The sequence below is a fragment of the Streptomyces sp. NPDC039424 genome, from assembly GCF_055639495.1.
The window spans coordinates 117,886-131,859 of the sequence record NZ_JBVKAI010000008.1; the positions used below are offsets into that span (position 1 = coordinate 117,886).

Annotated in this window: 14 protein-coding genes; 10 read left to right on the forward strand and 4 right to left on the reverse strand. The window is 72.5% G+C overall.

The window, feature by feature from the left end; translation table 11 throughout:
• Positions 1-11 precede the first annotated feature (11 nt).
• Positions 12-1,187: a glycosyltransferase gene (locus tag ACZ7L0_RS21640; protein WP_471244120.1), complete on the reverse strand. Its 1,176-nt coding sequence runs from the start codon at positions 1,185-1,187 to the stop codon at positions 12-14.
• A gap of 57 nt (positions 1,188-1,244) precedes the next feature.
• On the opposite strand from ACZ7L0_RS21640, the gene ACZ7L0_RS21645 reads away from it, so the two are divergent.
• Together ACZ7L0_RS21645 and ACZ7L0_RS21650 are read left to right on the forward strand one after the other, a co-directional pair.
• Positions 1,245-2,030, forward strand: a complete 786-nt coding sequence (locus ACZ7L0_RS21645) for a glutamate racemase (protein WP_471244121.1) — start codon at positions 1,245-1,247, stop codon at positions 2,028-2,030.
• An 82-nt stretch (positions 2,031-2,112) separates the two neighbouring features.
• Positions 2,113-2,658 carry a hypothetical protein gene (locus tag ACZ7L0_RS21650; protein WP_471244122.1) on the forward strand — a complete coding sequence of 182 codons (546 nt, stop codon included), beginning with the start codon at positions 2,113-2,115 and terminating at the stop codon, positions 2,656-2,658.
• Positions 2,659-2,699: 41 nt separating this feature from the next.
• Here the strand turns inward: ACZ7L0_RS21650 and ACZ7L0_RS21655 are convergent, their stop codons facing one another.
• Positions 2,700-3,758, reverse strand: coding sequence for an O-antigen ligase family protein (locus tag ACZ7L0_RS21655; protein ID WP_471244123.1), 1,059 nt, complete (start codon positions 3,756-3,758; stop codon positions 2,700-2,702).
• A gap of 237 nt (positions 3,759-3,995) precedes the next feature.
• Between ACZ7L0_RS21655 and lnt the strand changes: the two genes are divergently transcribed.
• From lnt to ACZ7L0_RS21675, 4 genes are all read left to right on the forward strand, one after another.
• Positions 3,996-5,606: an apolipoprotein N-acyltransferase gene (lnt, locus tag ACZ7L0_RS21660; RefSeq protein ID WP_471244124.1), complete on the forward strand. Its 1,611-nt coding sequence runs from the start codon at positions 3,996-3,998 to the stop codon at positions 5,604-5,606.
• A gap of 67 nt (positions 5,607-5,673) precedes the next feature.
• Positions 5,674-6,153, forward strand: a complete 480-nt coding sequence (locus ACZ7L0_RS21665; protein WP_471244125.1) for an NUDIX hydrolase — start codon at positions 5,674-5,676, stop codon at positions 6,151-6,153.
• Positions 6,154-6,207: 54 nt separating this feature from the next.
• Positions 6,208-7,008 (forward strand): 3-hydroxybutyrate dehydrogenase, encoded by an 801-nt coding sequence (locus ACZ7L0_RS21670; RefSeq protein WP_471244126.1) that lies wholly within the window; start codon positions 6,208-6,210, stop codon positions 7,006-7,008.
• A gap of 76 nt (positions 7,009-7,084) precedes the next feature.
• Positions 7,085-9,052 carry a helix-turn-helix domain-containing protein gene (locus tag ACZ7L0_RS21675; RefSeq protein WP_471244127.1) on the forward strand — a complete coding sequence of 656 codons (1,968 nt, stop codon included), beginning with the start codon at positions 7,085-7,087 and terminating at the stop codon, positions 9,050-9,052.
• A 43-nt stretch (positions 9,053-9,095) separates the two neighbouring features.
• On the opposite strand, the gene ACZ7L0_RS21680 is transcribed toward ACZ7L0_RS21675, so the two are convergent.
• Positions 9,096-10,484 carry an MFS transporter gene (locus tag ACZ7L0_RS21680; protein WP_471244128.1) on the reverse strand — a complete coding sequence of 463 codons (1,389 nt, stop codon included), beginning with the start codon at positions 10,482-10,484 and terminating at the stop codon, positions 9,096-9,098.
• Positions 10,485-10,683: 199 nt separating this feature from the next.
• On the opposite strand from ACZ7L0_RS21680, the gene ACZ7L0_RS21685 reads away from it, so the two are divergent.
• Entirely contained in the window at positions 10,684-11,181 is a 498-nt protein-coding gene (locus ACZ7L0_RS21685; RefSeq protein WP_471244129.1) for a hypothetical protein, read from the forward strand.
• Positions 11,178-11,483: a transcriptional regulator gene (locus tag ACZ7L0_RS21690; RefSeq protein WP_471244130.1), complete on the forward strand. Its 306-nt coding sequence runs from the start codon at positions 11,178-11,180 to the stop codon at positions 11,481-11,483. The genes ACZ7L0_RS21685 and ACZ7L0_RS21690 overlap by 4 nt, the downstream gene beginning before the upstream one ends.
• Before the next feature lie 51 nt (positions 11,484-11,534).
• Here the strand turns inward: ACZ7L0_RS21690 and ACZ7L0_RS21695 are convergent, their stop codons facing one another.
• Complete coding sequence (locus ACZ7L0_RS21695; RefSeq protein WP_471244131.1) at positions 11,535-11,837, reverse strand: hypothetical protein; 303 nt, start codon at positions 11,835-11,837, stop codon at positions 11,535-11,537.
• A 456-nt stretch (positions 11,838-12,293) separates the two neighbouring features.
• On the opposite strand from ACZ7L0_RS21695, the gene ACZ7L0_RS21700 reads away from it, so the two are divergent.
• Together ACZ7L0_RS21700 and ACZ7L0_RS21705 are read left to right on the forward strand one after the other, a co-directional pair.
• The gene (locus ACZ7L0_RS21700) at positions 12,294-13,241 is read left to right on the forward strand and encodes an aldo/keto reductase (RefSeq protein WP_471244132.1); all 948 of its coding nucleotides are present in this window, start codon (positions 12,294-12,296) and stop codon (positions 13,239-13,241) included.
• Positions 13,242-13,292: 51 nt separating this feature from the next.
• Positions 13,293-13,934 (forward strand): HAD family hydrolase, encoded by a 642-nt coding sequence (locus tag ACZ7L0_RS21705; RefSeq protein ID WP_471244133.1) that lies wholly within the window; start codon positions 13,293-13,295, stop codon positions 13,932-13,934.
• The last annotated feature ends 40 nt before the right edge of the window (positions 13,935-13,974 follow it).

A 13,974-nucleotide genomic window follows, 5' to 3' on the forward strand; every position in this document is an offset into this window, starting at 1 on the left:
CGGGGCGGAGGTCACCCCTCGTCCGGCACGGCGTCCGGGCGGGCGTACGTACGGCCCTTCCAGGCCGCCCCGCGCCCTCGATAGTGCAGCACCGCGGAATCGACCGTCATGAGGAGATACAGGAACGCGGTGAAGGGGAGCAGGGGAGCGAGCCACGGCGGCTGTCGGTAGTAGCGGAGCATCGGGACGTACGTCGCCGTCATCACCAGCCAGGCCGCCGCGCCGGTGACCGTGGCCGCCGCGCTCCCCGCCGCCGCGCCCACCACCACGGCCGCGGGCGGCACCAGGTACACCAGCACCAGCCCGGCGACCGTACCGAGCAGCAGCAGCGGGTTGTGCCGCAGCTGCGCGTACGCGCTGCGCGCGACCATCCGCCACAGGTCGTGCAGCCGCGGATAGGGGCGCACACTGTCCACCCGGTCGGCCAGGCCCAGCCAGATGTGGCCGCCGCCCGCCTTCACGGCCCGTGCGAGCGCCACGTCGTCGATGACCGCGTGCCGGATGGCGTCCGGGATCCGCGCCCGCTCGGCCGTCTCGGCGCGCAGCAGGACGCAGCCGCCCGCCGCGGCCGCCGTACGCGCGCCCCGTACGCCGATCCGGCGGAACGGATACAGCTGCGCGAAGAAGTAGACGAAGGCGGGCACCACCAGCCGCTCCCACAGGCTCTCCACCCGCAGCCGGGCCATCTGGGAGACGACGTCGAAGTCCCCGGTGCGCGCCGCCGCGACCAGCCGGCGCAGGCTGTCCGGCGCGTGCGCGATGTCCGCGTCCGTCAGGAGCAGGTACTCGGGCTCACGCGCGCGTGCCAGGGCGATGCCGTGGCGCACGGCCCAGAGCTTGCCCGTCCAGCCCGCAGGCGGCTCACCGGGCGAGTCCACGGTGAGCGGCAGCCCGCCATGGCGCCGGGACAGCTCGCGGGCCAGCTCACCGGTGCCGTCCGAACTGCCGTCGTCGACGAGGAAGACCTCCGCCCGCCCCGGATACTCCTGCGCCAGCAGCGAGGGCAGGCTCGCGGGCAGCACGGCGGCCTCGTCGCGGGCCGGTACGACGACACAGACCGGGGGCCACACCTCGGGGTCACGGCACGGCGGCAGCCGGACGTCCGTACGCCAGAAGAACCCCTGGCACAGCAGCAGCCACAGCCAGCCGGCGAGGGACACGGCGGCGGTCCACACGATGGCGCTCACGCGCGAAGTCTTCCCCACCGTAGGTGCCCGCAAGGGCACATCGTCTATCGTGGCGGGGTGAAGATCGCGCTCATGGACTCCGGAATCGGGCTGCTGGCGGCCACCGCCGCGGTACGGCGCCTGCGCCCCGACGCGGACCTCGTGCTCTCCCTCGATCCCGACGGCATGCCCTGGGGTCCGCGCACCCCGGAGGACCTCACCCGGCGCGCGCTCGCCGTCGCCGATGCGGCGGCGGCGTTCGGGCCCGAGGCGCTCATCGTCGGCTGCAACACGGCGACCGTGCACGCCCTGCCCGCCCTGCGGCTCCGCCTGGAACCGGGCATCCCGGTCATCGGCACGGTCCCGGCGATCAAGCCGGCCGCGGCCGGCGGCGGCCCCGTCGCGATCTGGGCGACACCCGCCACCACGGGCAGCCCCTACCAGCGGGGACTCATCGAGGACTTCGCCGACGGCGTGCCGGTCACCGAGGTGCCCTGCTGGGGGCTCGCCGAGGCCGTCGAACACGCGGACGAGGCGGCCATCGACGCCGCCGTCGCCGCGGCTGCCGAGCTCACCCCGCACGACGTGACCACCGTCGTCCTGGGCTGCACCCACTACGAACTGGTGGCGGAACGTATCCGCGCAGCCGTCCAGCGCCCCGACGCCGCACCGCTCGTCCTGCACGGCTCCGCCGGCGCGGTGGCCGCCCAGGCGCTGCGCCGGATCGGCGCCCGGCCCGCTCCCGAGGCCCCGGCCGAGGGCACGCTGACGGTGCTGCTGAGCGGCCGCGAGGGCGAGCTGCCCGCACCCGCTCTGAACTACGCCGAAGGGCGGCTGCTGCGGGCCATGAGCCCGGCCGGCTGACCGGTCCGCCGCGCGGGTGCCGGGCGACGTCACCCTGCGCGACGCGGTACCCGCGCAGCGAAACCTGAGTAACCTCATAGGCATGAGGCACCACCTCCACGACGACAGCGCCCCGCACGCCGACGTATGGACCGGCCGGGCCACCAACCGCGTCCAGTGGCTGCTGGCGCTGGTCGGCGCGGCCTGTGTGGCGCTCGGTATCGAACTGGCCGTCGACTCCACTTGGACCTCCGGCATCGCCCCGCTGGTCATGTCCGTCGTCGGCTGCATCGCGGCCGGGCTACTGGTCCTCTTCGGCACGCTCGCGTTCGTGCACGTCGCCCTGAGAGTCGACACGGAGTGCCTGGAGGTGCGCTGCGGCCACATGGGTGTGCCGCGGCGCCGCATCCCGCTCTCCCAGGTGGTCGGCGCCGAGTTCGCCCCGCACGTCACCCCGCGCCACTGGGGCGGCTGGGGTTACCGCTGGCGGCCCGAGAAGGGCACCGCGGTCGTCGTGCGCCGGGGCGAGGGCATCGTGCTGCGGCTGTGGGACGGCCACACGTTCACCGTCACCGTGGACAACGCCGAGTCCGCGGTGCGCGTCATCCGGGACCGGTTGCGCACCATCGCGACGGGCCCGGCGCGCTGAGACCGGACGGGCGGTAGGCGAGGGGACGCGCGACGGCCTGATCAGCGTACGAGGGTGTCCGCGTCGCCATCAGGCCCGTCCGGCCAGGCGGGCCCGAGTGGCCGAGCCGTGGCCAGCCCGGCCAGCAGCCCCGCGCCCGCCGACACCGTCGTGAAGCTCAGCGCGTCGCCCACCGCGGCGATCGCGGCCAGCCCGGTCAGGGCCGCGCCCGCGGTGAGCACGACCGGCGTGGAGCGGGGGGAGCGCCACAGCGCGAACAGGACCCAGCAGAAGGCCGCCGCCAGCAGCAGCACACCGACGAGCCCCTGCTCCGCCGCCTGTTGCAGCGCCGCCGAGTGCGGCTTGCCGTCGGGCCAGAGCGCCTGCGGCGCGGTGGGGCTCAGCTCGCCGAACCGGCCCGGACCCACGCCCAGTGCCCTGTCCCGGCCGGCCAGGCGCAGGGCGTCGTGCCACAGCCGGACACGGCGCGGGGTGAGGCGGCCCTCGAGGGACGCGTCGAGTCCGGCCGGCAGCACGTTCCCGGCGACCGCCCACACCGTCCCCGTCACCAGGACCGCCGCCAGGGCCAGGCCCGCGATGCCGAGGCCCCGGTGACGCATCCGGCCGGCGGCGAGCGAGCACAGCAGGACGGCTGCGCCGAGGGCGCATCCGGTGGCCGATCCCATGGCGGCGGCGCTCACGGCGATACCGGCGGCCAGCAGCCGCAGGGCGAGCCGCGGTGCCGGGGCGGACGTGGCCCAGGCCGCACAGCAGGCGGCTCCGGTGGCGAGGGTCAGCAGCGCGGCGACGGCACCGGCATGGCCGAGCGGGGTGGCGACCTGGGGCCCCGCCGCGAGATACGGCATGGCCACCGCCAGCCCGAGCCCGGCCAGGGCCCCGGCGCAGGGCGCGGCGACCGGCAGGAGCGCCCCGGCGATCCGGCCCGAGGCGTACCCGGCGGCCACCGCCAGCACCGCGAGCAGCACGCCCTCCGGGCGGCCGCCATGGGCGGCCGCACTGATCAGGGACCAGCCGGCGCAGGCCCCCAGAATGATCACGCCCGCCGCGTCAGAAACGTTTCGTCTGTCGCTGTCCGCCCGCGCGCCCGCTGCCGCGGACACCGTCCGTGTGGATCCCACCCCGCCGCCCCCCGTACCCGGTCCCCCGACCTGTGGCAGACCCCGGCCGCCCGGGCCCTGGCCGGCCGCACGACAGAGGCTGGGGCACACCGTAACGGTTGATGACCCTTTTGTGGACGAGTTGCGCAGGAAAGATGCGGTTCCTGACCGTAGGTGTGCGGAGTGCCGCCCTCCGCACCGCGTTGTCGGCGTCCAGGCCGCCCGCCGTACACTCCCCGAGTGACCGTCACCGCAACTTCCGTGGACCAGCCCGACCGGCTGCGACCGGCGACTCCGTCCATCTGGCGCCGCACCTGGGCGGCCCGTCTGGTCCCGGCAGCCGCCGCCGCGCTCTGCGGAGTGCTGCTCTACCTCAGCTTCCCGCCGCGCACCCTGTGGTGGCTGGCGCTGCCCGCCTTCGCGGGCTTCGCCTGGGTCCTGCGCGGCCGCAGCCGGAAGGCGGCCCTGGGGCTGGGCTATCTGTTCGGGCTCGGCTTCCTGCTGCCGCTGCTGGTGTGGACCGGCGTGGAGGTCGGCCCCGGGCCCTGGCTCGCGCTGGTCGCCATCGAGGCGGTCTTCGTCGCGCTGGTCGGCGTCGGCATCGCCGCGGTCTCCAAGCTGCCCGGCTCGCCGGTGTGGGCGGCCGCCGTATGGATAGCGGGCGAGGCGGTACGCGCGCGCGTGCCGTTCCGCGGCTTCCCCTGGGGCAAGATCGCGTTCGGCCAGGCGGACGGCGTCTTCCTGCCGCTCGCCGCCGTGGGCGGTACTCCGGTGCTGGGCTTCGCGGTCGTCCTGTGCGGCTTCGGCCTGTACGAGGCCGGGCGCCTGGTCGCCGAGGCGCGCCGCACCCGGACCGTGCGGCGCCCGGCCGCCGCGGTGGCGCTGCTGAGCCTGGCCGTTCCGGTCGCGGGGGCGGTCGCCGCCCGGCCGCTGGTGAGCGACAAGGCCGAGGACGGCACCGCGACCGTCGCGGTCATCCAGGGCAATGTGCCGCGCGCCGGGCTGGAGTTCAGCGCCCAGCGACGGGCCGTGCTGGACTACCACGCGCGCGAGACCAAGAAACTGGCCGCCGACGTCAAGGCGGGCAAGGCCGCCAAGCCGGACTTCGTCCTGTGGCCCGAGAACTCCTCCGACATCGACCCCTTCACCAACCCCGACGCGGCCCTCGTCATCGACGAGGCGGCCCGGGCGGTCGGTGTGCCCATCTCGGTCGGCGGTGTCGTCGAGCGGGACGGCAAGCTGCTCAACGAGCAGATCCTCTGGGACCCGGCCAAGGGCCCCACGCAGACGTACGACAAGCGGCAGATCCAGCCGTTCGGCGAGTACCTCCCGCTGCGGTCGCTGGTCGGGGCGATCAACGAGAACTGGACCAGCATGGTCCGCCAGGACTTCAGCCGGGGCACCAAGCCCGGTGTGTTCGACTTCGACGGCGCCAAGGTCGGCCTCGTCACCTGCTACGAGGCCGCCTTCGACTGGGCCGTACGGTCCGAGGTCACCGACGGCGCGCAGATGATCTCCGTGCCCAGCAACAACGCGACCTTCGACCGCAGCGAGATGACCTACCAGCAGCTCGCGATGTCCCGGGTCCGTGCCGTCGAGCACAGCCGGACCGTGACCGTGCCGGTGACCAGCGGCGTCAGCGCGATCATCATGCCGGACGGGAAGATCACCCAGAAGACCGGCATGTTCGTGCCCGCCTACCTGGTCCAGAAGGTGCCGCTGCGCAGCTCCGAGACGCCCGCCACCCGGCTGGGCATCCTGCCCGAGATCGCCCTGGTGCTCGTCGCCGCGAGTGGGCTCGGCTGGGCGATCGGGGCCGGTGTGCGCGGCCGGCGCGCCGGTGACGCGTAGCCGTACGCCGGTCGTGCGCCCTGACCGGGTGACGGAGCGACGGGAACCGGCCCATTAGGGTCGGGCCATGGCAACTCCTGAGTTCATCCGTACACTCCGCGCCTCCGCGGGGCACCAGTTGCTGTGGCTCCCCGGGGTCACCGCCATCGTCTTCGACGACGAGGGCAGAGTGCTGCTGGGTCGCCGGTCCGACACCCGCAGGTGGTCGGTGATCGGCGGCATTCCGGATCCGGGTGAGCAGCCGGCGGCCTGCGCCGTGCGGGAGGTCCACGAGGAGACGGCGGTGCGCTGCGTCGTCGAGCGGGTGGTTCTCGTCCAGGCCCTGGACCCCGTCACCTACGACAACGGCGACGTCTGCCAGTACATGGACATCACCTTCCGCTGCCGGGCCGTGGGCGGTGAGGCGCGGGTGAACGACGACGAGTCGCTGGAGGTGGGCTGGTTCGCGGTGGACGCCCTGCCGGAGCTCAACGAGTTCGGGCTCTTCCGGATCAAGCAGTCCATGTCCGACGCACCCACATGGTTCGACTCTATGACTTCCGGCTGAAGTATGTGTTCGGCCCATATGTGGTGGGCGGTGGGCGCTGCCTAGGGTGAGGCCATGACCTCGCCCAGCCTCCCGCCCGTCCCCCGCACCCCCGCCCTGGACCTCGGCGGGCGCACGGCTCTCGTCACCGGTGCCGCCGGCGGCATCGGCCGTGCCTGCGCGCTGCGGCTGGCGGCCGCCGGGGCCAAGGTGAGAGCCGTCGACCGGGACGCTGCGGGGCTGGACGCGCTCGCCGAGCGGGCCCGGGGCCTGGCGGGCACCGTCGAACCGCAGGTGCTGGACCTCACCGACCTGGACGCCGCGGAACTCGCCGCCGCCGGCACCGATGTGCTGGTCAACAACGCCGGACTGCAGCTGGTACGCCCCATCGAGGAGTTCCCGCCCGAGGTCTTCCACACCGTGCTGACCGTGATGCTGGAGGCGCCGTTCCGCCTGATCCGGGGCGCCCTGCCGCACATGTACGGGCAGGGGTGGGGCCGCATCGTGAACGTGTCCTCCGTCCACGGACTGCGCGCCTCGGCCTACAAGTCGGCCTATGTGGCCGCCAAACACGGCCTGGAGGGACTGTCCAAGACTGCCGCCTTGGAAGGCGCCCCCCAGGGTGTCACCTCCAACTGTGTGAACCCCGGCTATGTGCGCACGCCCCTGGTCGAGAAGCAACTCGCCGACCAGGCGCGGACGCACGGCATCCCCGAGGAGCGGGTGCTCTCCGAGGTGCTCCTGCAGGACAGCGCCGTCAAGCGGCTCATCGAGCCGGAGGAGGTCGCCGAGGCCGTGGCGTACCTGTGCGGCCCGCACGCGTCCTTCGTCACCGGCACCTCGCTGGTCCTCGACGGCGGCTGGACGGCCCACTGAACGGCCCGGCGCCCGTGGGTCCGCGAGTTTTCCACAGGCCTGCCGGGACGACCGGACGATACGGAATCCTGTGAGCATGTCCCGCGATCACGTGCAGTCCGCCGAGCGCCCCGCCACCACCGCCGGGGCGCCCCTCGGCGGTGCCGTCCCACCCGGCTGCGGCACCGAGGCGCCCTTCCTCGAACTGCTGGCCCGCGGCGCCTCGGCGGACGCGTACGAGCAGCCGGTGCTGCTCGCCCGCGCCGAGGGACGGCCCGCCGACCGCGTCGCCGCGCTGGAGGAGGCCAAGGACCTCGCCCTGCGGGTACGCGCGGAGCTGGAGGGACGGCGGCGGCGCGAGGCGGAGCTGTCCGCGCTCTTCGAGACCGCGCACGACCTGGCGGGTCTGCGGGACCTGGACGCCGTCCTGCAGGCGATCGTGCAGCGCGCCCGCTCACTGCTCGGCACGGACGTGGCCTACCTCAGCCTCAACGACCCGGCCCGGGGCGACACCTACATGCGGGTGACGGAGGGCTCGGTCGCGGCCCGCTTCCAGCAGCTGCGGCTGGGCATGGGGGAGGGGCTCGGCGGACTCGTCGCCCAGACGGCCCGGCCGTACGTCACCGAGAACTACTTCGAGGACGACCGCTTCCAGCACACCCTCACCATCGACTCCGGCGTGCGGGACGAGGGCCTGGTCGCCATCCTCGGGGTGCCCCTGATGCTCGGCCCCCAGGTCATCGGCGTGCTGTTCGCGGCGGACCGGCGGGCGCGGGTCTTCGAGCGGGAGCAGATCGCGCTGCTCGGCTCCTTCGCCGCCCTCGCCGCCGCCGCCATCGACACCGCGAACCTGCTCACCGAGACCCGAGCGGCCCTCACCGGGCTGGAACGCGCCAACGCGATCATCCAGGACCGCAGCGCGGTCATCGAACGCGCCTCGGACGTCCACGACCGGCTCGCCGAGCTCGTCCTGCGCGGCGGCGGGGTGCACGACGTGGCCGCCGCCGTCTCCCAGGTCCTGGCCGGCACGGTCGAGTTCACCGAGGCCCAGGCCGCACCACCGGCGGCACTGGAGGCGTCCCGGGCCGAGGGGCACGCCGTCCGGCACGGGGACGACTGGATCGCCGCGGTCGCCGCAGGCGGCGAACTCCTCGGCGCGCTGGTGCTGTACGGCCACCCGGGCCTCGACCCCGTCGACCAGCGCACCCTGGAACGCGCCGCGATGGTCACCTCACTCCTCCTGCTCGCCCGCCGCTCCGCCGCCGAGGCCGAGCAGCGCGTCCGCGGCGAACTCCTCGACGACCTCCTCGACGCCCGCGACCGCGACCCGCGCCTGCTGCGCGAGCGCGCCTCCCGGCTGCACGCCGACCTCGACGCCACCCACGTCGTCCTGGCCGCCCGCCTCGACGGCCCGACGGCCGACGCCGACCTGGAAGCCGACGCGCGCCGCCGGCTGTGGGCCGCCGCGTCCCACCTCGCCGCGACCCGGCAGGGCCTCGCCGCCACCCGCGACGGCGGCACCGTCCTGCTGCTGCCCCTTGCCCCCGGCGACACCGCCACGGACCTGGCCCGCCGCACCGCCCGCCAGCTCGGCACGGCCGTCCACGAGCCGGTCACGGTCGGCGCCTCCGCCTCCGTCGCCGATCTCGCCGCGCACCCGGACGCGGTGGCCGCCGCCTATGCCGAGGGCCGCCGCTGCCTCGACGCACTGCGCCTCCTCGGCCGCTCGGGAGACGGCGCCGCCGCCGAGGACTTCGGCTTCCTCGGCCTGCTCCTCGCGGGCGAGCGCGACGTCGCCGGCTTCGTCGAGCGCACCATCGGCCCGGTGGTGGCCTACGACGAGCGGCGCGGTACGGAACTGCTGCGCACCCTCGACGCGTACTTCGCGTGCGGCATGAGCCCGGCCCGTACCAAGGACGAGCTCCACGTCCACGTGAACACGGTCGCCCAGCGGCTGGAGCGGGTGGGCCGCCTCCTCGGCGACGACTGGCAGGACCCCGGCCGGGCCCTGGAGATACAACTCGCCCTGCGCCTGCACCGATTGGCGGCACCGGCTCAGCACTGACCCCCGCACGGCAGACCGTACGGGGGCAGGCCGCCGTCGCGGGTCAGACGGCCCGAGCGTCGGCCGCCGGGTTCGTGACGGCGGCCTCGGTCCCGGCCGCGTCCCCCACCTCGGCGAGATCCCGGTGACGCGTCTCCTTGGCCACTCCCACGGCGACCAGCGTCACCAGCGCCGCGGCGATCACGTACAGCGCGATCGGGGTCGAGCTGCCGTAGTCGGACAGCAGGGCCGTGGCGATGAGGGGCGCGGGCGCGCCGGCCGCGACGGAGGCGAACTGGGCGCCGATGGAAGCACCGGAGTAGCGCATCCGGGTCGCGAACATCTCGGAGAAGAAGGCGGCCTGGGGCGCGTACATCGCGCCGTGCAGCACCAGGCCCACGGTCACGGCGAGGACCAGGCTTCCGAAGGTGCCGGTGTCGACGAGGGAGAAGAACGGGAACATCCACAGGCCGACCCCGGCCGCGCCCAGCAGATAGACCGGCCGGCGCCCGACGCGGTCGGAGAGCGCGCCCCAGGCCGGGATGACGGCGAAGTGCACGGCGGAGCCGATGAGTACGGCGTTCAGCGCCGTCTGCTTGGAGACACCGGCGGACGTGGTGGCGTACACGAGGATGAACGCGGTGATGACGTAGTAGCTGATGTTCTCCGCCATGCGCGCGCCCATCGCCACCAGCACGTCACGCCAGTGGTGGCGCAGCACGGAGACGAGCGGCAGTTTCTCGTCCCCGTCCGCGCGAGCCGCCTTCCGGGCCTCGGCCCGCTCCAACGCCTCCCGGAAGACGGGCGACTCGTCGACGGACAGCCGGATCCACAGCCCCACGACCACCAGCACACCGGACAGCAGGAACGGGATCCGCCAGCCCCAGCTGCCGAAGGCGTCGTCCGACAGGACCGCGGTGAGCAGCGACAGCACCCCGGTCGCCAGCAACTGCCCCGCCGGCGCCCCGGTCTGCGGCCACGACGCCCAGAACCCGCGCCGCCGCGCGTCCCCGTGCTCGGACACCAGCAGCACCGCCCCGCCCCACTCGCCGCCCAGCGCGAAACCCTGGACCAGACGGAGCGTGGTCAGCAGCACCGGAGCGGCGGCCCCGACACTCGCGTGCGTCGGCAGCAGCCCGATCGCGAACGTCGCCCCGCCCATCAGCAGCAGACTCAGCACGAGCAGCTTCTTCCGCCCGACCCGGTCCCCGTAGTGCCCGAACACCAGGGCACCCAGGGGCCGTGCCGCGAACCCGACCGCGTACGTCAGGAACGACAACAACGTGCCGACGAGCGGGTCGGAGTCCGGGAAGAACAGCTTGTTGAAGACCAACGCGGCGGCGGAGCCGTAGAGGAAGAAGTCGTACCACTCGATGGTGGTGCCGATGAGGGACGCGGCGACGATGCGCTTGAGGTTGGCGGTGGGTGGGGGAGCGGTGGTTCCGGAGGCCATGTGCGCCACTTCCTCGCGTGCGGTGGGGACGGGTGGGTGTCCGGATACCGTAGGAACGCGCAGGTCAGGCGCACATGTGGCGGCGCCACACACTTCGGGCGGCGAGTGTGCGTGGAGCGCCCATGCCCCGTGAGCCAGACTTTCCATTGCGGAAAGTTGAGTCTTGCCGCACTGGAAACACTCCTCTAGTCTTTCCGTCATGGAAACCAACGGGGACGTGATCCGACCGACACCGCAGCAGGCCCGCGACGCACTGACCGAGATCGAGCAGATCCACGCCTCTACCGCCGCCCTGTCCGCCACCCCGTGGCCGCTGTGGTTCACCACCGCGCTCACGCTGTACATAGCTGCCATCCCGCCGGTCTACGGAGGTCTGGTGGCGGCTTCCGAGTGGCTGCTGCCCAGGGTCGCCTGGGGCGTCGTCATGGCGGTGATGACAGCCGCCTATCTGGCGCTCTTCGCCGCCGCGGCCGGCTCCTGGAAGAAGAAGACCGGCGTCGCACTGCGCCTGGACGTGCTGCCCAAGCGTGCCACCGTACCGATGGCCGTCGGATTGCCCGCGCTCCTGGTGGGATCGGTGATCGCCTTTCGCGCCACCGGCGAGCCGGTGTGGCTGTTCGCCGCCTCTGCCGTGGGCGCCGCGGTATCGATCGCCTTCCACCTCACCTTCATCCGTCTGCACCGGAAGAACTCGTGAGTCCCGACCCCGCCGACCCCATGGATGGCTTCGACATCACCATCCACGCCCCCAATCGGCTGCGCATCTGCGCCCTGCTCGACACCGCAGGCGAAGCCGAGTTCGCCGTCGTCCAGCGAGAGCTCGATGTCTCCGCCTCCGTGCTGAGTAAGCACGTCACCGTGCTGATGGACGCCGACTACGTCGAGCAGCGCAAAGCCGTCCGCGACACTCGCCAACGCGTCTGGCTTCGGCTCACCCGACGGGGCCGCGACGCCTACCAGGCACATCTGGCCGCCCTGCGCGCCATCATCGGCTCGTAGGAGCGAGCCCGGGTCGTACTCACGCGCACAGTTCCCCAGGGGCCCGTTCCATCAGTGGGCCTCCGCCGCACGTGTCAGGGATGTGGGAGCCGATGCGACGCCCGCGTCACCCTGGTCGACGCCGTGGGTGGCGCAGTTGAAAGCCACCGGCATGATCATGCCCGCCCCGAAGCCGAGCAGGAGTCCCGCGACCAGCACACCCTCGACGTAGGCGGTGTCGGTCCCCATGGTGAGAAACCACAGCATGCCGCAGGAGACGAGGTGCATGCCCGGCGCCATCAGCACCCGCGGCGGGACCTTGCGCAGCAGCCGGGTGGCGAGCCCGCCGGCCGACAGCAGGACCGCCACGGTCATCGGGGCATACACACAGGAACAGACGCTTGATCGGCGGCTGGTTCACGCTGATGTGCTGGCAATGATCGATGCGGATCAGCGGTTGGGTTGGCGAGAGCGGTCCGGGGCGAGGATGCGCCGCAGAACGCGGGTGACGACACCGCGGGGTGTGCGACACGCTGGGCGGTGGGGGCGGGTACGTGTCGGCACCCCGTAGAAATACGCAGGTCAGGCGCACCTGTGGTGGGCCAACATAGTTCCGGGGCGGGGTATGCGTGCGGCTCCCCTGCCTGGTGGCGAATGAATGGCGCATCGCCGCGGATGAGATGGGCGATTTCGGTTTTGCCGCAAGCCCTCGAAAATCCCTTCTCGTGCAGGCTAGGATGTTGATCTCCGCGGCCCCACAACGGCTTTCGGTGCCAGTGGAAAATAGTGAGGCGACGTCAACCGGCTATCTCCCTGGAAGGGGATTTTTTCGTGCGAACCACCACGCTGGGCAATGGAGGGCCGGTCATCGGTCGAATAGGCCTGGGGACGATGGGTATGTCCTTCGCCTACGACCCGCAGAACCGAGATGACGGCGCTTCCCTTGCCGTGGTGCGCCGGGCCCTCGATCTGGGCGTCAACCTCATCGACACGGCCGATGTGTACGGGCCGTTCAGCAACGAGGAACTGGTCGGCGAGGCCCTCGCCGGACGGCGTGACGAGACCGTGCTCTCGACCAAGGGCGGGGTACGGTACGACGGCGCCGAGTTCACGCTCAACGGGCGTCCCGAGTACCTCCGTTCCGCCCTGGAGGCCAGTCTGCGCCGGCTGCGCACCGACCACGTGGACCTCTACTTCCTGCACCGCGTCGACCCGGAGGTGCCGGTCGAGGAGAGCTGGGGCGTGCTGTCGGAGCTGGTCGCCGAGGGCAAGGCACGCGCCATCGGTCTTTCCGAGATGTCGCTCGACGAGCTGCGCCGGGCCCAGCGCGTGCACCCCGTGGCCGCCGTGCAGTCGGAGTTCTCCCTGTTCACCCGGGAGTTCCAGGCCGACGTGGTGCCCTACTGCAATGAGCAGGGGATCGCCTTCCTGTGCCACTCGCCGCTCGGCAGCGGCCTGCTGAGCGGACGCTACTCGTCCCCGACCGACCTCGGCGACGGTGACTTCCGCGCCGAGATGCCCCGCTTCACGGCGGAGAACTTCGCCGCCAACATGCGTCTCGTGGAGATCGTCCGCGCCATCGGTGAGCGTCACGGAGCCACGTCCGCCCAGGTGGCACTGGCGTGGCTGCTCGCGCAGGGCGAGTACGTCATCCCCATCCCGGGCACCAAGACCGCGCGCTACCTGGATCAGAACGTCCAGGCCGCCGAGCTCGCGCTGACGAAGGATGAGATCGCCGAGCTCGACGCGCTGCCCACGCCGGTGGGTGCGCGCGAGTGACCGCCGATCTCTCCCCGTTTCCGTCCCGGCCCCGAAACTGAGTGAGAACGCGTGCAGAAATTCGTCATATTCGATCTCGATGACACGCTGGTGGACAGCACCGGCGCGATCGACCGATGGTTCGTGGAATTGACCGAGCAGCGGTCCCTGGGAGCGGACGGGCTGGAATTCCTGCGAGAAGAGCAGAAGCGACCGGTCCCGCCCGACGAGACGTTCCGCGCCATCGTGGACCATTTCGGATTCTCCGAGTCACCGACCGAACTCCGGCGGAATTTCTCGGTACGGATGCCGCAGCTTGTCCGGACGTTCGACGGTGTGCCGGAGAATCTGCGCGCGCTGCGCGAACACGGCTGGCGGACGGCGCTCCTGACCAACGGCACAGAGGCTCAGCAGCTTCCGAAGATGCATGACGGCCTGGGGGACCTCTTCGACGTGGTGTGCTACGCCGACGACGAGGTGGTGAGCAAACCCGATCCGGAGATCTTCCGCATCGTCGCGCGCCGCGCCGGCGTGGAGCTGGAGCACGGGTGGATGGTCGGCGACTCCCTGGAGTACGACATCGCGGGCGCCGGGCCCCTGGGGATGTCGACGATCTGGATCTCGGGCGGCCGGGCACTGCCGACCGGGGCCTCGATTCCGGGTGAGGTCGTGAAGACCGTCGCGGACGCGTTCCCGATCCTGCTGGCGGAGTGACGGACCGACGGAGCGACGGCGAGTGCGGACGAGGCGAGGA